The sequence below is a fragment of the Arthrobacter sp. CDRTa11 genome, from assembly GCF_026427775.1.
Classification (GTDB): Bacteria; Actinomycetota; Actinomycetes; order Actinomycetales; family Micrococcaceae; genus Arthrobacter.
The window spans coordinates 413,834-434,573 of record NZ_CP044532.1 but is presented as its reverse complement, the minus strand read 5'-3'; the positions used below and the strand labels follow the sequence as shown (position 1 = coordinate 434,573).

The following is a 20,740-nucleotide window of genomic DNA, read 5'->3' as shown; positions in this document are numbered from 1 at the left end:
GGACAGAGGCTAGCTGGCCTCTGACGGGTTGAGATGCCCGACGCCGGAAAGTTGGCGGCCCGGCGTCGTGGTTTGCGCCCCGCTCAGGTCCAGCGCCGGCAGGAGCCTGGAAAGCATCTTTCCGGCCGCAGCATCAACAAAGGCTTGGAACAGAACCTCTTCACCGGCTATCTGCTCGGGGTGCCACTGGACGCCAACGCAGAAAGTCAGTCCCGGGTGTTCGATTGCTTCAACTACCTGCTCCGGGCTCCAGGCTGTTGCCATGAGGCCATGCCCCAACTTATCCACCGCCTGGTGATGCGATACCGGGACGTCATCCGCCGCCGGGCCTAAAAGCCCGCCCAGTGTAGAACCAGGCCTGATCTCCACGGGGATGGTGTTGAAGCGGTGTCCGCCCGCTTGGTAGTGGGCGCTCCCGATCACATCCGGCAGGTGCTGGTGCAGCGTGCCTCCCAGGGTGACGTTCAGCAACTGCTCACCCCGGCAAATGCCAAACAACGGCACGTCCTGGCGGATGGCTTCCAGGATGAGGGCCTGTTCCCAGGCGTCGCGTCCGGTGCGGGGCTGGTCTGTCTCAGCGTGGCGTTCCTGGCCATAAAGCGAGGGATCCACGTCCCAGCCGCCGGGAATAAGCAGTCCGTCGATGGTGCTCACCAGCCGTTCCACGGCAGGAGCCGTCACCGGCTGAGGGGGAAGGAGAAGGGGAACACCGCCAGCCGCGATGATCGGTTCCATGTACTTCTGCGGCAGAAACGCTGCTTCCACCCTGCCGCAGCCATCAGTGCCTGCCGCTTCAAGGTAAGTGGTCAGCCCGATCAGCGGCCTGGCAGCACCTTCGGTGGGGTTCATGGATCTCCTTCGACGTCTCGTTCAAGCCTAAGGAGGTTTTGTGTACGCCATGTTTCGCCTTGGTCACTTGTTTGTATCCGTTGTTCCCCCGGGGACCGCGCTCACCGGGCCGGATATGGGCGCCCCAACTGAGCCTAGACAACGGGACAGGCGGTGCGTAGATTCAGATGAGGGCCACAACGCATTCACAGGCAGGCCCCTCTCCGGCCCGGTGCAAGGCCGTTGTGACGCCGCTGTAGCCACATGGCGGACCAGAGCACAGAGCGGAAAGAGCCTACTGTGGCCACCTCTCACTTTGACCAATTCCTCATTGAAGCGACAGTTTCCGACCCCGGCACAGATCTGTCCCTTGGAGCGGACACTCTCTACGGCTTATACACAAGCTGGTGTTTCCTCAAAGGCCTGGTACCCAAAGAAGACAGTGTTTTCCGGGCAGCCATGCGGCGCGCCGGCATTGACCTCCACGACACCCGGCTGCGTATGACGGGGCCGGCGGCGGCAGACTATATTTTGGCAAGTTATCCAGCGATGGCATGACCTTGGACGGCATGCGAAGCTTCGGGGTGGAGGAAGAATTCCTCCTCGTTGACGCCCGGACGGGAACCCATGCCCCGGTAGCTGAATCAATCGTGGACAAACCCGGCGCGGACGCAGCGGTCCGCGCCGGGAAACGTCCAGGTACCGGAGGCCCCAAAGAACGGCCGCTGCACAACAGCCTGACCGGCGAGGTTCAACGCGAGCAGGTGGAAGCCGTATCCGCGCCCTTCGAGGATCGGGACCAACTGGCTGCAGCCCTCCGGGCAGGGCGGGAAGAGGCTGACCGCCAGGCCTTGGGGGTTGGCGCACGGATCGTACCCCTCGGAACCTCTCCTCTACGCGTTCTCCCGCACCGGGCAAGCCAGCCCAGGTACCGCGCCATGGAAGAGCGGTTCGGCCTGATCCTTCGGGAACAGCTGATGTGCGGCTTCCACGTTCACGTTTCAGTGGCCTCGCCCGAGGAAGGAGTGGCCGCACTTGACCGGATCAGGATATGGCTGCCTGTGCTGATCGCGCTTTCTGCCAATTCTCCGTTCTGGCAGGGGCAGGGCACCGGCTACGCCAGCTTCCGCTACCAGGTGTGGCGGCGGTGGCCAACGGCCGGACCTACCGAGATTTTCGGTTCGGCCTCGGCCTACGAAGAACTGGTTCAGATGTTGCTCTCCTGCGACGTGCTGCTGGATGGCGCCATGATCTACTTTGACGCGCGCCTGTCAGCCAGCTATCCCACCGTGGAAGTACGCGTGCCGGACGTCTGTACGGAGCCTGACCACGCCGTCGCCCTGGCAGCGATCACCCGCGCGCTGGTTGAAACGGCGGCGAGGGACTGGTCCAAGGGGGTGCCGCCGCCTCACGTTCCGGCCGAGATGCTCCGGCTGGCGTCGTGGCGCGCCAGCCGTTTTGGACTCAGCGGCGATCTGATCCATCCCGTCGACAACCGACCGCGTCCTGCCCGGGAGTGCGTGGAAGCGCTGCTTTCCCACACGGGGGACGCCCTGTCCGACGCCGGTGACCTTACGTTCGTCGTGGACACGGTTGCCAGTATCCTCGCCGAAGGCAACGGGGCAGACCGGCAGATGGCAGTTTTCAGCCGAACAGGCAATCTCCACGACGTCATCGTGGATGCCATGAACACCCCAAACCTGCGCCCTTCGCCAGCGGAGCGGCGTTATCCCGTCGGACTGAATCGTGAGGGGACCTGATGCGCGCAATGGTGTACCGCGGACCATATAAGGTCCGGGTCGAAGAAAAGGAAATACCCAGGATTGAGCATCCCAACGACGCGATTGTCCGTGTCTCGCTCGCCGCAATCTGTGGTTCGGACCTGCACCTGTATCACGGCATGATTCCGGACACCCGCGTGGGCACCACCTTTGGACACGAGTTCGTCGGCGTCGTCCATGAAGTGGGGCCATCCGTGGAGAACGTCAAGCCCGGTGACCGGGTCATGGTGCCGTTCAATGTGTATTGCGGCTCCTGCTACTTCTGTTCCCGGGGCCTGTATTCGAACTGCCACAACGTCAACCCCAACGCCACCGCGATCGGCGGGATCTACGGCTATTCGCATACCTGCGGCGGATACGACGGCGGGCAGTCCGAATTCGTGCGGGTCCCCTTTGCGGACGTGGGACCCGCACCGATCCCCGACTGGATGGACGAGGAAGACGCAGTCCTCCTCACCGACGCCCTGGCCACCGGCTACTTCGGGGCGCAGCTCGGGGACATTACCGAAGGTGACACCGTGGTGGTATTCGGTGCCGGCCCAGTTGGCCTTTTTGCTGCCAAATCTTCCTGGCTGATGGGGGCAGGCCGGGTCATCGTCATCGACCACCTTGAGTACCGGCTGGAGAAAGCGCGAACCTTTGCACACGCCGAGACGTACAACTATGCCGACTACCAGGACATTGTGGTGCACCTGAAGAAGATCACGGACTATTTTGGTGCAGACGTGGCCATCGACGCCGTGGGCGCCGAGGCTGACGGCAATTTCCTGCAGCACGTCACAGGAACAAAACTGAAGCTGCAGGGCGGATCCCCGGTGGCACTGAACTGGGCCATTGACTCGGTCCGCAAGGACGGCACAGTAGCTGTCGTTGGTGCGTACGGGCCGGTGTTCAGCGCCGTGAAATTCGGTGATGCCGTCAACAAGGGGCTGACACTGCGCATGAACCAGTGCCCGGTGAAGCGCCAATGGCCACGGCTTTTCGAGCACATCCGCAACGGCTACCTCAAGCCCAGTGACATCGTCACCCACCGCATACCGCTTGAGGACATAGCGGAGGGTTACCACATCTTCTCGGCGAAGCTGGATAACTGCATCAAGCCGCTGATCCTGCCCACGGCCAGCTGAAGAACAGGAACAAGTGCCATGCCCTACACAGCAAGAAGGCCGCAGAGGTTCTCCCGGGAGGAACTGGAGTCCCGGATTCCTGGCTGGGGAGCTGATCTGGACCCCGCCGACAGGCCTGCAGTACCGCGGGAACGCACGGACCTGCAAACGGGAGCGCACTGGGAGTTTCCCGAACGCCAGCCGGAGGAGTGGCCCCGGGAGCGGTCTGTGGAACACCAGTTCCTGACTCCGGTTTTTGGGACGACCGTTCCAGCGAAAGGTGTTTCAGGGGCCGTCAGGAAATACGCGTACCGGTTCAGCGAGGGACGCGCGGCGCACTGGCTGATTCTGGTAGCCGCGGACAGGGTGGATGCCTGGGGCAGCCATCTCCGGTCATTCGCGACATTGCGCCCTGACAACCCCGTGACGGAAACAGGTGTACTGAGCGAACCGGCGCGCCGCGGTTTTCGGTCACGGTTCGACGGCAAGCGCCCGGACGTTAAGCACCAGTGGCTGGACCCGGTCATTGTGGCGGGCCCGTGGCTTGGAGTAGCAGCTGCCGGCATTGCCGCAGTGCGGGCGTTGGCCGCAAGGCGGAGTGGAACCTAGCGGAGCGGAACCTGGCGGAGCGGAACTAGCGGGCTGACTGCCAGCTCTCTCCGTCTTCGCGGGCAATGGAGGCGCCGTCTTTTGTGCATATCATCCTGCGGCCCATGCCGTCGTCGGTCCACACCCAGATGACTGATCCGTCGGGCATGGCGTCATCAACAATGCCAGCTCCCCCGAATCCGTCGGTTTCAAAGACAACACGGTCTCCTGTGCTGAGCATCGCAGTCACCGTGCACCCCAGGTAATACTGCGCTGCGGGGCAGCGTCGAGGATGTAGCGGATGACGGCTTTATGCCTGATGTGGTGGTCCCCCGATACGGGAACGAATGGGTTGCCTGGCATAGCGGTTTTACCTCATATAGGTGGAGGGTCGAGGGGATCGCGATGCAACTATCCTATCAAGTGTCAACAATCAACAATAGACCAATCATCAAAATCTTTTCTGAGGTCCGGGGTTTCTTGGCTCTAGCCAAGAAAACTGGGCCCCGCTGGAGGGTCTGGCGTCCCGGCGCAAGCGGGCGTAGCGTCAAGTGAAGATGCGGTGACGGCAGCAGCCCCGCCAACGAAGGTGATGGGACACTGGCGTCAGTTTTCTTGAAGGAGCCCCGAATGGCTGGATGGAATGCTGATACTGCGGCGGGCCCCATTGGGGCCGGGACGGTCACCTTGGTGGAGGGATCGTCCTTCTGCATCTCGCTGCAGAACGGGGACATCCATGCTGAGTTTCCCCATGGAGTCTTTTACCTTGACACCCGCATCCTGTCGGGCTGGTGCTTGACGGTAAACGGCATGGCGCTTGAGCCGTTGGCTGCGGAGACGAAGGAACCTTACAGGGCCCTGCTGGCCGGGCGCGTTCCGCGGGCCGATGGATACGCCGACAGCCCCCTGATTGTGGAGCGGCTGCGGGAGGTTGGTGCGGGTATCCAGGAACAGGTGACGGTTCGCAATTATTCGCCGGTCCCTGCGGAATGCCTGATTTCACTGACGGTTGGGGCGGATTTCGCGGACCTTTTTGAGGTGAAGGAAGCCCGGATCCAGCGGCGGTGGGACGAGACGCGGCACGTGGACGGCGACACTTTGGCCATCCGGTCCAGCTGGCAGGACATCCAGAAAGGCATCCTGGTCCAGGCGCCCGGGGCAGAAGTGACCACTGGAGCCCTGACGTACCGGGTGTCCGTCGCCCCGCATGGCCAGTGGAGTACTGTCCTGACAGTGGTTCCCAGCAATGACGCTGCAAGTCCTCCGCCGCCGTCGTTCGTCCATACTGAAGCGGATGGGTTGTCCCCCCGGGACCTGCGCCGGCGCGAGTGGGTGGCGAAGATTCCAGTGCTGCGGCTGGAAAACCATTCCCTCGAACGGACTCTGCGGCGCAGCTACGACGATCTGGGCGCCCTGCGGATCGAGGACCCTAACCATCCCGAACGGGTGGTGGTGGCCGCCGGTGCGCCGTGGTTCATGACATTGTTTGGCCGGGACTCCCTGTGGGCTTCGGAAATGGCCATGCCCGTTGACCCCTCCCTTGCCCTTGGCACCTTGCAGACGCTGGCGGACCGGCAGGGCAGGGTGGTGGACCCGATGAGCGAGGAGGAACCGGGCAAGATCCTGCACGAGGTCAGGCTGGACGTCTCCAGCGGCCTTTCCCTGGGCGGAAAATCCGTCTACTACGGAAGCGTGGATGCCACTCCGCTGTTTGTGGTGGTTCTTGGCTCGGTCAGCCGGTGGGGATTCGCCAAGGACACCATTGCGGCCCTGCTCCCCCACGCCGACCGGGCCTTGGAATGGATCCGCAAGTATGGGGACAAGGACGGGGACGGGTTTGTCGAATACGAGCGGCTCAACCCCCAAGGGCTGATCAACCAGGGCTGGAAGGACTCCTGGGACGGCATCAACTTCGCGGACGGCCGCATGGCCGAGGCTCCCATCGCCCTCTGCGAAGTTCAGGCGTACGTTTACGACGCGTATATGTCCCGCTCGTGGCTTGCCTACGATTCCGGTGACATTGCCTTGGCGGAGGAACTCCGGGACCGCGCGAAGCAACTCAAAAAACAGTTCAATGAGCAGTTCTGGCTTCCTGACCGCGGCTATTACGCCATCGCCCTGGACAAGGACAAGCGTCCCGTCGATGCCTGCGCATCAAATATGGGGCACTGCCTCTGGACGGGCCTGGTGGACGAGGACAAGGCGCCGCAGGTGGTGGAGCGCCTAATGTCCCCGGAGATGTTCAGCGGCTGGGGCATACGGACCCTGGCAAGCGACATGGGTGCCTACAACCCGGCGAGCTACCACAACGGGTCCGTCTGGCCGCACGACAATGCGGTTATTCACGCCGGGCTCGTACGCTACGGATTTGTGGCCGAAGCGCAAAGGATTTCGACGGCGTTGCTGGAGGCTGCGGAGTTTTCCGGCGGCCGGCTGCCGGAGCTGTTTTGCGGATTCAGCCGGGACCAGTTCGCCGAGCCTGTTCCTTATCCGACGGCCTGCTCGCCACAGGCCTGGGCGGCAACGACGCCAATTCTGCTGGTGACAAGTTTGATGCGGTATGACGCGCATGTTTCCCGTGGCGGCATGTGGATGGACCCCGTTCTGCCGGAGTCCTACGGCACCCTGCACATCAGCAATGCCCCCATGGCAGGTGGCCGCATCACCATCGATATTGTCGACTCAGTACCGAGCGTCCACGGGCTGCCCGAAGGGATGGAATTCCACCAGGGACACCGGCCGTGGCTGACAGAGCTCGTGGAGGAAGCCGGCCGACACCAAAACCCCACGCTCCGGGGTCAGTCTGTTTCCGGCCCTAAGCAGTAGTGGCAGTATTCATCGCACAGGTCATCGGGTTCAGCCGGGCCTCCGGTTATCTGTTGATCAGCAACGTCATCTAACATCGCTTTGCCTTTCTTTAGGCAGCTGTTGCGGGGACGAATCCGAGTTCTTTGTCCACGATGTTTTCCAGTGGTTCGCCGTTGCGGTAGCGCTTGAGGTTGTCTACGAAGAGCTTGCCGAGATCATCGAGGTAGTTCTCGGTGTCGCCGCACATGTGCGGGGTGATGATGACGTTTTCCATGCTCCACAACGGGTGTCCGGCGGGGAGTGGTTCCGGGTCCACAACATCCAGGGCAGCACCCGCAATCGATCCCGACGTCACGGCCTCCGTCAGCGCTGCGGTTTCCACCAGTTGGCCGCGGCCCACGTTGATGAGCCGGGCCGACGGTTTCATGGCATTGAGGACATTAGCGCCGACCAGGTTTTGGGTGTCGGCGGTCAGCGGGGCTGCCAGGACCACGTAATCGTAGTCGTGCACCACTGTGGCGAGGTCTTGGGAGGAGTGGATCCGGTCAAAGGCCGTGTCTCCCGGCCGGGCTGTTCTTCCGGCGCCGTCCACGTCCATGCCGACGGCGCGGAAGAGCCGGGCTATTTCCCGGCCGATCGAGCCGGTGCCGACCACCAGGGCGGTTTGGCCCTGGATTTTGCAGGTGGTCCGGTGCTGCCAGCGCTGTTCCTGCTGCAACCGGAAAGAGCCCTGGGAATCCTTGGCCATGTCCAGGACAAAGCCGAGCGCGAACTCGGCGATGGCGGTGCTGAGCACGCCGCGGGAGTTGGTGTAAACAACGTTGCTGCGGATCAGTTCCTCGAACAGCAGCTGGCTGACGCCCGCGGCCGTGACATGGATCCATTCCAGGCTGGACGCGGCGCCCCAGTTCTCCCGCAGCGCCGGCGAGAACGAATGCCACTGGTAGAGCACGTCGGCTCCGTCCAGCGCCTCCGCCAGGCCATCTGCCTTGGTCAGCCGGACGTCCGCGAGCTCCTCGACCTCTGCCAGCCGGGGCGGAAGCGCCTCCCGGTAAAGGGCGGCGACGACGGGCCGCTTGGGTGCTGGGGCGCCGGTCCTCATGCCGGGACCGGGGCCAGGGCGTTGATCGCGGTCAGGACGGCGGCGGTGAATTCGGTCGTGGACGAGGTCCCGCCGATGTCGCGGGTGCCGTGACCATCGCGCAGCGCGGAGTTGAACGCGGCCTGCAGGTGCGCGGCGGCTTCGGCGTGCCCGAGGTGCTCCAGCATCATCGCACCGGACCAGATCTGCCCCACCGGGTTCGCCAGGTTCTTGCCCGCGATGTCCGGGGCCGAGCCGTGGACCGGTTCGAACAGGGAGGGGAAGTGGCCTTCCGGGTTCAGGTTCGCGCTCGGCGCCAGGCCGATGGAACCTGTCACGGAGCTGCCCAGGTCCGAGAGGATGTCTCCGAAGAGGTTGGAGGCGACGATGACGTCCAGGGTCCAGGGCTTCAGGACCAGGTGCGCGGCCAGGGCGTCCACCAGTTCGTGGGTCACAGTCACACCCGGATACTCAGCCACGGTTTCTTCGACCACTTCGTCCCAGAACGGCATGGTGTGCACGATGCCGTTGCTCTTGGTCGCTGACGTCAGCCTGCCCGTGCGGGACGCAGCCAGGGAAGCAGCGTAGCGGGCGGCGCGGGAGACGCCCAGGCGGGTGAAAATGGTTTCCTGGACCGCGCTCTCGTGCGGCAGGCCACGGTACATGCGCCCGCCCACCTCGGAGTATTCACCCTCGTTGTTTTCCCGCACGATCAGGATGTCGATCCGTTTGTCCGAGGCGAGCGGTGAGGCCACGCCGTCGAGCGTTTTGACCGGGCGGAGGTTGATGTACTGCTGGAATTCGCGGCGGATGGGGATCAGCAGCCCCCACAATGATTCGGTGTCCGGGACCTCGGGTGAGCCCACCGCGCCCAAGAACACCGCGTCGTGCCGGGCGAGCTGGTCGATGCCGTCCTTCGGCATCATCCGGCCGTGCCGCAGGTAGTAGTCAGAGCCCCAGTCAAAGTGGGTGAACTCCAGGTTCAGGCCGTGAATCGAGGCGATCCGCTCCAGGCATTCGATAGCTGCCGGGACCACTTCCTGGCCGATGCCGTCCCCGGCGATCACCGCGATGCTGTGGCTGCTTGCGTCTGTGCTCATGAGGTTGTCCGTTCGGTCAGGCCGCCCAGGACCTGCCAGCGGGCCTGTGACTCGCCGAGGTTGATGATGGTGTTTTTGGGTTCGGTCATTTCGCGGACCGCGTGGCTGACGCCTTCGCGGCCGACGCCGGATTTCTTGAACCCGCCAAAGGGCATGGAGTCGATCCGGACGTCGCTGGTCTCGTTGATGACCACGGCGCCCACGTGCAGTTTCTCCGCGATGGCCAGGGCCAGGTCGATGGACTGGGTGAAGACGCCGGCCTGGAGGCCGAACTCGGTGTTGTTGGCCGCGAATACGGCGTCGCGGACCTCGATGAACGGCAGGATGCTGACCACCGGGCCGAAGACCTCGTCCCGGATCACCCGGGCGTCCGAGGGCACATCGGTGAGCACCGTGGGTTGGTAGTAGGCGCCCCGGCGGGTGCCGCCGGCGTGGATGGTGGCGCCCGCCGCTGTGGCTTCGTCCACCCATTCCTCCACCCGGCGGGCCTCGGCCTCGGAGATCAGCGGGCCCACGTCGGTTCCCCGGTCAAGCTTCGGCCCGGTCCGCAGCGTCCTGGTCCCGGCGGTGACGAGCTCCAGGACCTCCTCAAACAGCGAGGTGTGGACGTAGACCCGCTGGACCGACAGGCAGTTCTGCCCGGCCACCCCGAAGGCGCCGGCCACGACGGCCTTCGCCGCGGCCTGCGCGTCCGCGTCCGCGCAGATGATCGTGGCGTTGTTCCCGCCGAGTTCGGACAGGATCTTCTTCGCCCCGGCCGCCGCGGCGATCCGCTCTGCCGTGGCGGGGCCGCCGGTGAAGGAAATCAGGTCAACACCGGGGTCCGTGACCACGGCCTCGGACACGCCGGGCCCGGTCACGATCGCCGCGATCCGGCCCGCCGGGACACCGGCTTCCAGCAGCAGCTGGACAAAGGCCAGCCCGGTCAGCGGCGTCCGGGTGGAGGGCTTGAGCAGCACCCCGTTGCCGCCGATCAGTGCCGGGCCCAGTTTATGCGCCACCAGGTTCAGCGGGTCATTGAACGGGGTGATCGCCGCCACGATCCCCACCGGCTTCCGGCTGTACCAGCCAATCTTGCCCGCACCGGCCATGCTGTCCTCAAACCCCAGGGTCTCCCCCGCCAGCTCCCCGGATGCCGCCGCGGACAGCCGCAGGGTCTCGCCGCAGCGGCGCACCTCGCGCTCGGCCTCGGTGATGGTCTTGCTGCTCTCGGACGCGATAATGTTCGCGAACCGCTCAGCCTGCTCCGCCAAAAGCAGCACAGCCTTTTCCAGCGCCTGCCGGCGGGCACGCAACGGCCACTCCTCCGCCTCAAGGTGACGGTGGATGTGGGCGATGGCACGCTCCACGTCCTCTGGAGTGGAAGTGCATACCCGGCCGAGCAGGACACCGTCCTCAGGATCCCGCACCTCCAGGGTCAGATCAGCGGTCTGCCACTGCCCTTCGAAAAAAGCTCCCCCGGGAAGGTTGGCAAATCGTGCACGCCTGTACGCAGATTCCTCTGTAGTTTTTGGGCGCGCTTCAGCGACAGTTGGTGATGACATGGGGACCCTTATCTTGCCTGGAGGTAGGAAACGTCTACTTGACTCGGTCGATGATTTTTGCAGCTGCGCCGATGAAGGGCAGGAACCAGGGCGGACCGAAGTGGCCTGGAACGGGCGGGTTCTTCAGGTCTTCCCACACGTTGGCGCTCTTGTCGCCGGCCATGTAGTGAGCCATCCGCTTACCCATGTGGGCAGCCATCTGCACGCCGTGTCCGCTGTAGCAGAGGGAATAGAAGAGGCCGTCGTGCTGCCCCGCATGAACCATCTGGTCCATGGAGAGGTCCACCAGGCCGCCCCAGATGTAGTCCACCTTGGCGTTGGAGAGGTAAGGGAAGAGCTCGAGCATTGCCTTGCGGAGGATCTCGGCGCTCTTAACGTCCGAGTCCGGGCTGGACAGCGCGAAACGGGCCCGGCCGCCGAACAGCAGCCTGTTATCCGGGGTGATGCGGAAGTAGTAGGTCAGCATCTTGCTGTCCGACGCCTGGCGGCGGTTGGGCAGGATACGGTTGACCACGTCCTCGGGCAGCGGGTCAGTGACAATGATGAAGCTGCCCACCGGGATCACCCGGCGCTGCAGCCACGGGGTGACGTTGCCGGTGTAACCGCTGGTGGCCACCAGGACCTGCTTGGCCCTGGTGATGCCCCGGGTGGTGTGCACGTCGTGCACAGTGCCGGAAACCTTCTTCAGTTCGGTTACCGCAGCGTTTTCACAGATATCCGCTCCGGCGGCAACAGCCACTTCGGCCAGGCCGTGGACAAACTTGCCAACGTGCAGGCCGGCCCCAAGCGGGTCAACCATCGCGCCCTGGTAGAAGTCCGTGCCGATTTCGCTGTGGATCTCGGACTTGGGGATAACGGTGACATGGTGGTTAGCCAGCTTGGCCAGCTTCTCCTGCGACCTCAGGAAGCCCTCATAGTGGGACTTGTGGAACGCCAGCGAGAGCTTCCCGAAGCGCTTGTAGTCGCAGTCGATGCCGTTGTCATGGACCAGCTTCTCGATGGTCTCGATGGCGTCGTTGTATTCCTGGAACATCTCCACCGCGCGGGTTTCCCCATACCGCTTGACCGCGGTGCTGAAGCTGATGGCCAACCCGGTAGTCGCCATTCCCCCGTTGCGGCCCGATGCGCCCCACCCCACGGTGTGGCGTTCGAAAACGGCAACGCTGGCGCCCTGCTTGGCGAATTCAAGGGCCGCGGACAGCCCGGTAAATCCGGCGCCGATGATCGCCACATCGACATTTTCCGGTACCGGCGTCTGCCGGTAGTCTCCGGATGCTTCGGCTGTGTCCAGCCAGTAAGGAATGAGTTTCACGGTTTGACCTTTCGCCTCGGAGTCGGTTAAAGACCGAGGTACTTGTTGATCTCGTCCAGGGACTTAGCGGTGGTGAGGTCGTAGCCCGGGCCGATGGGGTCATAGCCACGGTCCAGCAGCCAGAGGTTCCGGAAGCCCATGTCGTGCATCGGGTGAATGTCGTAGCGGGTGTGCGAGGAGATGTGCAGGAAGTCCTCCGGCGAAGCGTTCAGGGTATCGAGCATGTACTCGAAGGCCTGGTAGCGCGGCTTGTAGGCCTGGGCCTGCTCAGCAGTGAACACGGCGTGGAAGTCAGCACCGAGCTTGGGAATGCTGATGTCCAGGAAGCTGTCGTCTGCGTTGGACAGAGCCACCAGCTTGTAGTTGTCGCCCATGAGCTTCAGCGGAGCCGGCACGTCCTCGTGCGCAACCCAGCCGCGCACAGCTTCGGCGAACGCTGCGCCGGCGCCTTCGGTCGGCCCGATGCCCCAGCGCTTGCACACGCGGTCAAAGGAATCCTGGAGGATCGCTTCGTAGTCCTTGTAGTCGCCGCAGACCTCGTCGAAACGGTACCCGCGGAACTGCTTCTTGAAGGCAGGCCACTGCTCTTCGGAGATGCGGCCGTCGAGCAGCCGGCGCGTGGTGGGATCAATGTCGAAGTTGATGAGGGTGCCGTAGATATCAAAAGATATGTACTTCGGCCGGAGGTTCGTGTCTGCCATGATTCGTCCGTTTCATTCGGTCTTGAACGGGAGGCCCGGATATTTGGCCTGCCGCCTTCCTATGGTCTGCAAGGTGTGCGCCAGCGGGGTTCCTGGGGTTCATCAGGGCTTCTTTGCCGGCTCTTCTCGACTCTAGATCCGATGATTGTAGATTGTCAACAGTTCTAATCTGCGACTGTCCCGCAACTCGGCCCGTTTGGAAAATACTCGATTTATTTATCGTCAATTGTTGACAATCAGCGATCTTGGCTGTTGCATTGTTCCAGATGCGGAACGAGATCCTGATCACAACCGCATGGAAGCAACACCTAAAGACTGCCCCCATCTCAGCAAATCAACAACAGCTGAAACCATCGAAGGGAAGCACCATGAAGACCATCAATAAAGTTCAGACCGCAGCCACAGGGCTGGCCCTCGTATTGGCGCTGAGTGCCTGTGGCGGCGCTGCCACCGGCACTTCTGCCGCGGCGGAAGACAAGGCAAAAACCAACCACACCGCGGACATCTCAGAAGGCGTCCAGGCTGATCCGGCTGCCGTTGCCCTGTTGCCGCAGTCCATCAAGGACAAGGGCGAACTGACAGTCGCGATGGACCTGCACTACCCGCCGACCACATTCCTGGCTGAAGACAACACCACACCGATCGGCCTGAACCCGGATGTGGCACGGCTCATTGCGAAAAAGCTTGACCTGAAGCTGAAGTTCGTGGACACAAAGTTCGACACCATCGTGCCCGGGCTCGACGGCGGCCGCTTCGACTTCACGGCCACCACCATGTCCAAGACCGAAGAGCGGCTCAAGGTCCTGGACATGATCGACTACTTCAAGGCGGGCAACTCCGTGGCCGCCGCCGCAGGGAACCCACTGAACCTTACGGTCGAGACCCTGTGCGGGAAGAACATCGCCGTCACCCAGGGCTCCACCGGCCAGCTCAAGCGCCTTCCGGCGCTGAGCGAGCAGACCTGCACCTCCAAAGGACAGCCGGCGATCAACGCCGTGACGCTCCCCAACGTCCAGGAGGCACTGACCCAGCTGCACTCCAAGCGGATCGACGGCGTACTCTACGACACCACCTCGCTTGGGTGGGCCCAGAAGCAGCAGCCGGACTCCTTCACCCTCATCGGCCGGGTCAACGTCGGCAACAGCGACGTAACCGCCGTCGGCCTGAAGAAGGACTCGCCGCTGACCCCGGCCATGCAGGCAGCGCTCCAGTCCGTTCTGCAGACCCCGGAGTACAAGGAGTCCCTGGAGACCTGGGGTCTCGAGTCCGGAGCCATCACCGACGCCAAACTGAACTAGCGGGAGGGCCACCATGGTCACAGCTACTAAAGGAAGCAAAGCAACGATGAGTAGCATCGATGCAGCCCTGAAGCCGCGGCTTCGGCTCCGGACCCGCTCCGAGTACGCGGGATGGATCCTCAGCATTCTCCTCGGCATCGGGATCCTCACCTCCGTCCTGACCAACCCCAACTTCAAGTGGGGCGTGGTTGCCCAGTACTTCACGCACGAATCCATCCTCCGCGGGCTGATGCTCACCATCTTCCTCACGGTGGCCAGCATGACCCTGGGAACGCTCCTGGGGCTGGGCCTGGCCATCATGCGCTCCTCGCACGTGAAGCCGATCGCCATCGCCGCAAATATCTACATCACCCTGTTCCGGGGCACCCCGGTCCTGGTGCAGCTGATCTTCTGGTTCAACATCTCTGCGTTGTACCCGAACCTGTCCATCGGGATCCCGTTCACGGACATCGGCACCGCCATCGACATGAACGTCCTGATGGCACCCATCACCGCGGCCCTGGTGGGCCTGACGCTGAACGAGGCCGCCTACATGGCCGAGATCATCCGCGGCGGTTTCTCCTCGGTGGGCAAGGGCCAGATCGAAGCCGCAGACTCCCTCGGCATGAGCTCCGGCACCAGGATGCGCAAGGTCATCATCCCGCAGGCGATGCCCTCGATCATCCCGGCCACCGGCAACCAGGTCATCGGCATGTTCAAGGGAACCTCCCTGGTCAGCGTCCTGGGCGTCGCCGAGCTGCTCCAAAGCGCGCAGCTGATCTACGCCCGGACCTACGAGACCATCCCGCTGCTCTTGGTTGCCAGCCTCTGGTACCTCGTGATGACCCTGCTGCTGAGCTACCCGCAGTCCAAGCTCGAGCAGAAATACTCCCGCACAGCCTCCAGGCTTCCCCGGAAGGCCAAGAAAGCGGTTGTCCTGACAGAACCGGAAGAAGGTAACCTCCGATGAGCAACGACGGCACCATTCTTGCCCAGAAAATCCGCAAGTCCTTCGGACCCAAAACAGTCCTCAAAGACATCAACCTGGACATCGCCAGCGGCGAAATCTGCTGCATCATCGGCCCCAGCGGCTCCGGCAAATCCACCATCCTGCGCTGCATCAACGGCCTGGAAACAGTCGATTCGGGAGTTCTGAAGGTCAATGGCGAAGACTTCGGCTACTACGAAACCGACAACGCCTACCACGCACTGCCGCCCAAGAAACTGGCCGAGCAGCGCACCAGGGTGGGCATGGTCTTCCAATCCTTCAACCTCTTCCCCAACATGACCGCCCTGGAGAACATCATGTCCGGGCCCGTACTGGTCAAGGGCGCTGACAAGAAGCAGTCGGCCAAGCGGGCGCAGGAGCTTCTGGCCAGCGTCGGCCTGGCCGGGTTCGGGGACTACTACCCCGCCCAGCTCTCCGGCGGCCAGCAGCAGCGTGTCGCGATCGCCAGGTCCCTGGCGATGGACCCGGAGATCATGCTCTTCGACGAGCCCACCTCGGCCCTTGACCCCGAAAAGGTCGGCGAAGTCCTGGCAGTCATGAAACAGCTCGCCAAGAAGGGCATGACCATGGTGGTGGTCACCCACGAAATGGGCTTTGCCCGCGAAGTGGCAGACTCGCTGATCTTCATGGACGACGGCTACGTCGTGGAGCGCGGCGACGCCCGCGAAGTCCTCACCAACCCGAAGGAAGCCCGTACCCAGGCCTTCCTGGAACAGGTGCTCTAAACCATGGACGGAAAGCTCGCCGTCATCGGCCTGGGCAGCATCGGCTCCATGGCACTCTGGCAGGCCTCGCGCCTGTCCGATTCCGTCACCGGATTCGAGGCCCAAGCGCCCGCCCACGGCCGCAGCGCCGTGGGCGGGGACACCCGGCTGTTCCGCATGATCTACCGCGGAGTGCCTGACTTCTACCCCATCCTGGAACGATCACGGGATCTCTGGGCCGAGCTCGAAGCCGAAACCGGCCAAAACATCCTCACCCGCTGCGGCGGGCTGTCCATCGGAACCAAAGATGGGCCGTACATCCCCACGCTCCTGGAAACCACCAGGATCAATGGCGCGGACCACGAAATCCTCAGCCGCGAGCAAATGGCTGAACGCTACCCGCAGCACAACCTCCGCCCGGACGACATCGCCGTCTATGACCCGCATGGCGGTGCCCTGCGCACCGACCGTGCGGTCACGGCGGCGGTGGCGGCCGCGAAGGCCAACGGTGCAACCATCCACAGCAACACCCCGATCGACAGCATCACCGAAACCGCCGACGGCGTCCTCATCACCTCCGGCGAGAAGTCCTGGACTTTCGAGAGCGTCATCATCTCCTCCGGCGGGTGGTCCCAACGGCTGATGCCCGACTACCTGAAGGCAGCAACCCAAACCAAGCGGTGCTTCCTTACCTGGTTCGTAGCCAAGGACGCAGCGGAATTCTCGCCGGAGAATTTCCCCGTCTTCATCCGGATCTCCGGGGACCGGTCGATGTACGGCGCACCCGCCGTCGACGGCGCCACCGTGAAGGCTACGCTTGATGGCCGGGGAGCACCAACACCGCAGGCAGATTCGGTCCCCCGGGAGCTGTCGTCCGCGGAAATCTCGGAAACCATGGAGACGGTCACCGAGTTCTTCCCAGGGCTGCACCCCAACATCGTCCGCTCGGATGCCTTCCCGGACCTCTTTACCTCGGATGGGAAGCCCCTGATGGGCCATGTTAACGAAGAGAGCAAAATCTACTTCGCCACCGGCTTCTCCGGCGGCGGCTTCAAAATGGCCACGGGCTACGGCGAAATCGCGGCACACGAAGCCTTGGGCAAGCGCACCTTCGAGGGCCTGGACTTCGCACGCCCCCAACGCTTCAAAACAAATTAACGAAGCGCCCTCTTCCCGATTTGCTCAGCATCGCCTATTGTTGACAATCTACAGTCCCTAAGAAAGTATGAAGCCATGGCAACTCTTAGTCCCCTCCTCAAGCAGGCCACTCCGGTCGTCGTCGACCATGCCCTCGGCAGCTGGATCCACGCGACCGACGGCAAAAAGTACCTCGATTTCACCACTGGAATCGGTGTTACCAGCACGGGTCACTGCCACCCGGACGTCGTAGCGGCGGCCCGCGAGCAGGTGGGCAAGATTGTCCATGCCCAGTACACCACCGTGATGCACAAGCCGTTGCTTGAGCTGACGGAAAAACTGGGAGAATTCCTGCCCTCGGGGCTGGACAGCGTTTTCTACGCTACCTCCGGCTCCGAGGCAGTGGAGGCTTCCATCCGCCTGGCCCGCATGGCCACCGGCCGGCCCAACATCATCTCCTTCCACGGCGGCTTCCACGGCCGGACCGTGGGCGCGGCCTCACTGACGACCGCCGGCACCAAGTTCCGTTCAGGCTTCTCCCCCCTTATGGGCGGCGTGCACATCGCCCCGTTCCCCCACGCCTACCGCTACGGCTGGGATGAGGAAACCGCAGTCAACTTCGCCCTGAAGGAGCTGGACCACCTCCTCCTGAGTATCAGCAGCCCCGCAGACACAGCCGGATTCATCATTGAACCTGTCCTGGGCGACGGCGGTTACATCCCCACACCGCCCGCTTTCCTTCAGGGGCTGCGTGATCGCGCAGACCGGCACGGCATTGTGCTCATCCTCGATGAGGTCCAGGCCGGCGTCGGACGCACCGGTAAGTTCTGGGGACACGATTGGGCGGGAATCACTCCCGACGTCGTAATCACCGCAAAGGGGCTCGCCAGCGGCTTCCCCATCTCGGCAATTGCGGCATCAGCAGAGCTGATGGGCAAGGCTTGGGCGGGTTCTCAGGGCGGCACTTACGGCGGAAACGCCGTAGCGGCCGCGGCCGGCGTCGCAACCCTGGGTGTTATTGAGCGCGAGAACCTGGTCGAGAACGCCCTGCTTCGGGGCGATGAGCTGCGGGCAGGGCTTGACAGGCTCAAGACAGAATTCACGGGCATCGGAAACGTCCGGGGCCGCGGCCTCATGCAGGGCGTCGAATTCACTTCCCCGGACAGCACCCCTGATGCCACTACCGCCGCGGCTGTCCAGCAGGCAGCCATCAAGGAAGAACTCCTTCTCCTCACCTGCGGCCCGCACGGCAACGTCGTCCGCATCATCCCGGCGCTCAACGTCACCAGCGACGAGATCCAGGCCGGCTTGGTCAGGTTCACCCAGGCGCTGAAGACGGCCACGTCCTAACTCAACCCAAGGCAATGGACTTCGCCGGGGCGGAACCCCACCGCCCCGGCGAACCTTCCCCACGACACTGAAAGCGTGACATGAGTCTTTCCTTTGATCCCACCACTCTTCATACTGACTTGTTCATCGACGGTGCCTGGCGGAAGGCCTCCAACGGCGCCACGTTCGCCGTGGAAAACCCGGCAACGAATGAAATCATCGCCCACGTCGCCGACGGCGGACCCGAGGATGCAGCCCTGGCCATCCAGGCCGCCGGGCGGGCCCAGGCAGCCTGGGGCAAGTCCACCCCGCGGGAACGGGCAGACATCCTGCGCCGGGCCTTCGAGCTGGTCATCGCCAACACCGACCGGCTCGCCGCGATCATGACCGCGGAGATGGGCAAACCCCTCGCCGAAGCCAAGGGCGAGGTAGCCTACGGTGCCGAGATGCTGCGCTGGTTCTCCGAAGAAGCCGTCCGCATCGGCGGGGACCAGACCACCTCGGTGGACGGCAACACCCGGATCATGATCACCAAGGAGCCCGTCGGCCCTTCCGTGCTGGTCACGCCGTGGAACTTCCCGCTGGCCATGGGCGCCCGCAAGATCGCCCCCGCCGTCGCCGCCGGCTGCACCATGGTCTTCAAACCCGCGGAACTGACCCCGCTGACCTCCCTGGCCCTGGTGGACATCTTCCAGCAGGCAGGCCTGCCCGACGGGGTCCTGAACGTCGTCACCACCGCCAGCGCCGCCCCCGTGGTGGAGAACTGGACCAGCAGCGGCATCGCCCGCAAGATCAGCTTCACCGGCTCCACCGGCGTCGGCAAAATCCTGCTGCGCCAGGCATCCGAGAACGTCATGCGCTCCTCGATGGAACTGGGCGGCAACGCCCCCTTTATCGTCCTGGCCGACGCCGACATCGAAAAGGCCGTCGACGGGGCCATGAAAGCCAAAATGCGGAACATGGGCGAAGCCTGCACCGCCGCCAACCGCTTCTTCGTCCACCGCTCAGTGCTGGCCGAATTCTCCGAGAAGTTCGCCAAGAAAATGTCCGAACTCCAGGTCGGCAACGGCGCCCTGGCCGGAACCGACGTGGGCCCCCTGATCGAGCAAAAGGGCCTGGACAAGGTCGAAAGCCTCGTCGCCGACGCCGTCGCCAAGGGCGCACGGGTCCTGACCGGCGGAAACCGCCCGGAAGGCCCTGGCTACTTCTACACCCCCACCGTCCTGACCGACGTGACCCTGGACGCGGACCTGATGAACAACGAGATCTTCGGCCCGGTGGCCGCCATCACCACGTTCGACAGCGAGGATGAAGTGCTGCATGCAGCCAACGACACCGAATGGGGCCTGGTGGGCTACGTCTTCACCGAAAACATGGCCAAAGCCCTGCGCTTCTCCCAGGAACTCGAAGTAGGCATGGTGGGCATCAACACCGGCCTGGTCTCCAACCCGATAGCACCCTTCGGCGGCATCAAGCAATCCGGCCTGGGCCGCGAAGGCGGCAAAATCGGCATCGAAGAATTCCTCGAGTACAAATACACCGCAATAGCCATCTAAGAAATATGCAGTAAGCAATGCAATGAAGGAAATGAGGGGGACATCCATGGCGACACCGGAAGGGCTCTTTGCACTGGAGGGAAGGCCTACGGCGCAGCTGATCGCCGATCAGCTGCGTGAACAAATTGTTCAGGGCACGTTCCGTCCGGGAGACCAGATCAACGAATCTGTCCTGGCAAGCCAGCTACACACATCCAGGGGCCCGGTCCGCGAGGCGTTGCAGCGGCTGTGCCAGGAGGGGATTCTGGTCAGCCGCCGCAACAGGGGCGTCTTCGTCCTTGAGCTCGCTACCGATGACATCATTGAGATCTATGCAGTTCGCCAGGCAGTGGAATCGACTGCCGCTGACGCGCTGCTCGATGCCGGCCAGCAGCAGGTCAAGGACACCTGCCAGGCCTTGAAAGCCATCATCAGTGAGATGGCCAAGCAGGTTGCCGCGTCGGACTGGCAGGCAATTGCCCGGCTCGATATGGAATTCCACACCTCCTTCGTGGCCGGGGCAGGCAACACACGCCTGATCCGGATCTACGAAACCCTCGCAGCCGAATCCAGGATGTGCATCCTCAACCTGGCCGTCGCCTACCCGCGGATAGACGTCCTGGTCCAGGAACACCAGATCCTGCTGGATCTGCTCGAGGCCGGAGACAAGGAAGCACTCCACAAAGCCATCAAACGCCACCTGGAAACGGCCGTGGACGATCTCACTGCATCAGGCAAAGCGAGCGACGTCACCGCCTGAAGTGCCTCCACATGCAACACTTTCGAAAGGAAAGGTCAGATCCATTGGATCTGGCCTTTCCTTTTCCATATCCCCTCAAAGTTTTTCGCTGTGAATTGTCGACGATCTGCGACAAGGGTGGTTGCATTGTAGGTGAAGGG

The 20,740-nt window shown here is 63.2% G+C and carries 18 protein-coding genes; 11 read left to right on the top strand and 7 right to left on the bottom strand.

All coding sequences use genetic code 11. The features are described 5' to 3' along the window. Window positions 1-9: 9 nt before the first annotated feature. Window positions 10-849 carry a gamma-glutamyl-gamma-aminobutyrate hydrolase family protein gene (locus tag F8G81_RS02010; RefSeq protein WP_267277377.1) on the bottom strand — a complete coding sequence of 280 codons (840 nt, stop codon included), beginning with the start codon at window positions 847-849 and terminating at the stop codon, window positions 10-12. 548 nt (window positions 850-1,397) lie between these two features. On the opposite strand from F8G81_RS02010, the gene F8G81_RS02000 reads away from it, so the two are divergent. Genes F8G81_RS02000 through F8G81_RS01990 form a run of 3 tightly spaced genes read left to right on the top strand, consistent with a single transcriptional unit; the run spans window position 1,398 to window position 4,324 of the window. Further along, a complete protein-coding gene (locus tag F8G81_RS02000) occupies window positions 1,398-2,588 on the top strand; it encodes a carboxylate-amine ligase (RefSeq protein ID WP_267277375.1) in 1,191 nt (396 codons plus the stop codon). Next, window positions 2,588-3,736 carry a zinc-dependent alcohol dehydrogenase gene (locus tag F8G81_RS01995; protein ID WP_267277374.1) on the top strand — a complete coding sequence of 383 codons (1,149 nt, stop codon included), beginning with the start codon at window positions 2,588-2,590 and terminating at the stop codon, window positions 3,734-3,736. The genes F8G81_RS02000 and F8G81_RS01995 overlap by 1 nt, the downstream gene beginning before the upstream one ends. An 18-nt stretch (window positions 3,737-3,754) precedes the next feature. After that, on the top strand, window positions 3,755-4,324 hold the full coding sequence (locus tag F8G81_RS01990; RefSeq protein WP_267277373.1) for a hypothetical protein: 570 nt from the start codon (window positions 3,755-3,757) through the stop codon (window positions 4,322-4,324). Between the two features lie 25 nt (window positions 4,325-4,349). Here F8G81_RS01990 and F8G81_RS01985 read toward each other — a convergent pair whose 3' ends face one another. Continuing rightward, window positions 4,350-4,544, bottom strand: a complete 195-nt coding sequence (locus F8G81_RS01985) for a hypothetical protein (protein WP_267277372.1) — start codon at window positions 4,542-4,544, stop codon at window positions 4,350-4,352. A gap of 389 nt (window positions 4,545-4,933) precedes the next feature. Between F8G81_RS01985 and F8G81_RS01980 the strand changes: the two genes are divergently transcribed. Beyond that, window positions 4,934-7,129, top strand: a complete 2,196-nt coding sequence (locus F8G81_RS01980) for a glycogen debranching N-terminal domain-containing protein (protein WP_267277371.1) — start codon at window positions 4,934-4,936, stop codon at window positions 7,127-7,129. A gap of 91 nt (window positions 7,130-7,220) precedes the next feature. On the opposite strand, the gene F8G81_RS01975 is transcribed toward F8G81_RS01980, so the two are convergent. From F8G81_RS01975 to F8G81_RS01955, 5 genes are read right to left on the bottom strand one after another with little or no spacing between them, the layout of a single operon-like run. Then, on the bottom strand, window positions 7,221-8,213 hold the full coding sequence (locus F8G81_RS01975; protein WP_267277370.1) for a D-2-hydroxyacid dehydrogenase: 993 nt from the start codon (window positions 8,211-8,213) through the stop codon (window positions 7,221-7,223). Continuing rightward, on the bottom strand, window positions 8,210-9,292 hold the full coding sequence (locus F8G81_RS01970; RefSeq protein WP_267277369.1) for a tartrate dehydrogenase: 1,083 nt from the start codon (window positions 9,290-9,292) through the stop codon (window positions 8,210-8,212). Before F8G81_RS01970 ends, F8G81_RS01975 begins: the two co-directional genes overlap by 4 nt. Continuing rightward, window positions 9,289-10,836, bottom strand: a complete 1,548-nt coding sequence (locus tag F8G81_RS01965) for an aldehyde dehydrogenase family protein (protein ID WP_267277368.1) — start codon at window positions 10,834-10,836, stop codon at window positions 9,289-9,291. Before F8G81_RS01965 ends, F8G81_RS01970 begins: the two co-directional genes overlap by 4 nt. A 34-nt stretch (window positions 10,837-10,870) precedes the next feature. Beyond that, a complete protein-coding gene (locus F8G81_RS01960) occupies window positions 10,871-12,148 on the bottom strand; it encodes an NAD(P)/FAD-dependent oxidoreductase (protein WP_267277367.1) in 1,278 nt (425 codons plus the stop codon). 26 nt (window positions 12,149-12,174) lie between these two features. Then, entirely contained in the window at window positions 12,175-12,849 is a 675-nt protein-coding gene (locus tag F8G81_RS01955; protein ID WP_267277366.1) for a haloacid dehalogenase type II, read from the bottom strand. Between the two features lie 368 nt (window positions 12,850-13,217). Between F8G81_RS01955 and F8G81_RS01950 the strand changes: the two genes are divergently transcribed. The 7 genes from F8G81_RS01950 to F8G81_RS01920 all read left to right on the top strand — a co-directional run bounded on the left by F8G81_RS01950 (window position 13,218) and on the right by F8G81_RS01920 (window position 20,600). Beyond that, the gene (locus F8G81_RS01950; protein ID WP_267277365.1) at window positions 13,218-14,147 is read left to right on the top strand and encodes an ABC transporter substrate-binding protein; all 930 of its coding nucleotides are present in this window, start codon (window positions 13,218-13,220) and stop codon (window positions 14,145-14,147) included. A gap of 46 nt (window positions 14,148-14,193) precedes the next feature. After that, complete coding sequence (locus tag F8G81_RS01945; RefSeq protein WP_267277364.1) at window positions 14,194-15,096, top strand: amino acid ABC transporter permease; 903 nt, start codon at window positions 14,194-14,196, stop codon at window positions 15,094-15,096. Further along, a complete protein-coding gene (locus F8G81_RS01940; protein WP_267277363.1) occupies window positions 15,093-15,860 on the top strand; it encodes an amino acid ABC transporter ATP-binding protein in 768 nt (255 codons plus the stop codon). The genes F8G81_RS01945 and F8G81_RS01940 overlap by 4 nt, the downstream gene beginning before the upstream one ends. A 3-nt stretch (window positions 15,861-15,863) precedes the next feature. Beyond that, window positions 15,864-16,997 (top strand): FAD-dependent oxidoreductase, encoded by a 1,134-nt coding sequence (locus F8G81_RS01935; RefSeq protein WP_267277362.1) that lies wholly within the window; start codon window positions 15,864-15,866, stop codon window positions 16,995-16,997. A gap of 75 nt (window positions 16,998-17,072) precedes the next feature. After that, window positions 17,073-18,326 carry an aspartate aminotransferase family protein gene (locus tag F8G81_RS01930; protein WP_267277361.1) on the top strand — a complete coding sequence of 418 codons (1,254 nt, stop codon included), beginning with the start codon at window positions 17,073-17,075 and terminating at the stop codon, window positions 18,324-18,326. Window positions 18,327-18,406: 80 nt separating this feature from the next. Next, a complete protein-coding gene (locus tag F8G81_RS01925; protein ID WP_267277360.1) occupies window positions 18,407-19,861 on the top strand; it encodes an NAD-dependent succinate-semialdehyde dehydrogenase in 1,455 nt (484 codons plus the stop codon). 46 nt (window positions 19,862-19,907) lie between these two features. Beyond that, a complete protein-coding gene (locus F8G81_RS01920; RefSeq protein ID WP_267277359.1) occupies window positions 19,908-20,600 on the top strand; it encodes a GntR family transcriptional regulator in 693 nt (230 codons plus the stop codon). Window positions 20,601-20,740 lie beyond the last annotated feature (140 nt).

Excerpts from the sequence above, each read along its gene's own strand:
- F8G81_RS02010 (WP_267277377.1), bottom strand. The coding sequence starts at position 849 with ATGAACCCCACCGAAGGTGCTGCCAGGCCGCTGATCGGGCTGACCACT.
- F8G81_RS02000 (WP_267277375.1), top strand. The coding sequence starts at position 1,398 with ATGCGAAGCTTCGGGGTGGAGGAAGAATTCCTCCTCGTTGACGCCCGG.
- F8G81_RS01995 (WP_267277374.1), top strand. The coding sequence starts at position 2,588 with ATGCGCGCAATGGTGTACCGCGGACCATATAAGGTCCGGGTCGAAGAA.
- F8G81_RS01990 (WP_267277373.1), top strand. The coding sequence starts at position 3,755 with ATGCCCTACACAGCAAGAAGGCCGCAGAGGTTCTCCCGGGAGGAACTG.
- F8G81_RS01985 (WP_267277372.1), bottom strand. The coding sequence starts at position 4,544 with ATGCTCAGCACAGGAGACCGTGTTGTCTTTGAAACCGACGGATTCGGG.
- F8G81_RS01980 (WP_267277371.1), top strand. The coding sequence starts at position 4,934 with ATGGCTGGATGGAATGCTGATACTGCGGCGGGCCCCATTGGGGCCGGG.
- F8G81_RS01975 (WP_267277370.1), bottom strand. The coding sequence starts at position 8,213 with ATGAGGACCGGCGCCCCAGCACCCAAGCGGCCCGTCGTCGCCGCCCTT.
- F8G81_RS01970 (WP_267277369.1), bottom strand. The coding sequence starts at position 9,292 with ATGAGCACAGACGCAAGCAGCCACAGCATCGCGGTGATCGCCGGGGAC.
- F8G81_RS01965 (WP_267277368.1), bottom strand. The coding sequence starts at position 10,836 with ATGTCATCACCAACTGTCGCTGAAGCGCGCCCAAAAACTACAGAGGAA.
- F8G81_RS01955 (WP_267277366.1), bottom strand. The coding sequence starts at position 12,849 with ATGGCAGACACGAACCTCCGGCCGAAGTACATATCTTTTGATATCTAC.
- F8G81_RS01950 (WP_267277365.1), top strand. The coding sequence starts at position 13,218 with ATGAAGACCATCAATAAAGTTCAGACCGCAGCCACAGGGCTGGCCCTC.
- F8G81_RS01945 (WP_267277364.1), top strand. The coding sequence starts at position 14,194 with ATGAGTAGCATCGATGCAGCCCTGAAGCCGCGGCTTCGGCTCCGGACC.
- F8G81_RS01940 (WP_267277363.1), top strand. The coding sequence starts at position 15,093 with ATGAGCAACGACGGCACCATTCTTGCCCAGAAAATCCGCAAGTCCTTC.
- F8G81_RS01935 (WP_267277362.1), top strand. The coding sequence starts at position 15,864 with ATGGACGGAAAGCTCGCCGTCATCGGCCTGGGCAGCATCGGCTCCATG.
- F8G81_RS01930 (WP_267277361.1), top strand. The coding sequence starts at position 17,073 with ATGGCAACTCTTAGTCCCCTCCTCAAGCAGGCCACTCCGGTCGTCGTC.
- F8G81_RS01925 (WP_267277360.1), top strand. The coding sequence starts at position 18,407 with ATGAGTCTTTCCTTTGATCCCACCACTCTTCATACTGACTTGTTCATC.
- F8G81_RS01920 (WP_267277359.1), top strand. The coding sequence starts at position 19,908 with ATGGCGACACCGGAAGGGCTCTTTGCACTGGAGGGAAGGCCTACGGCG.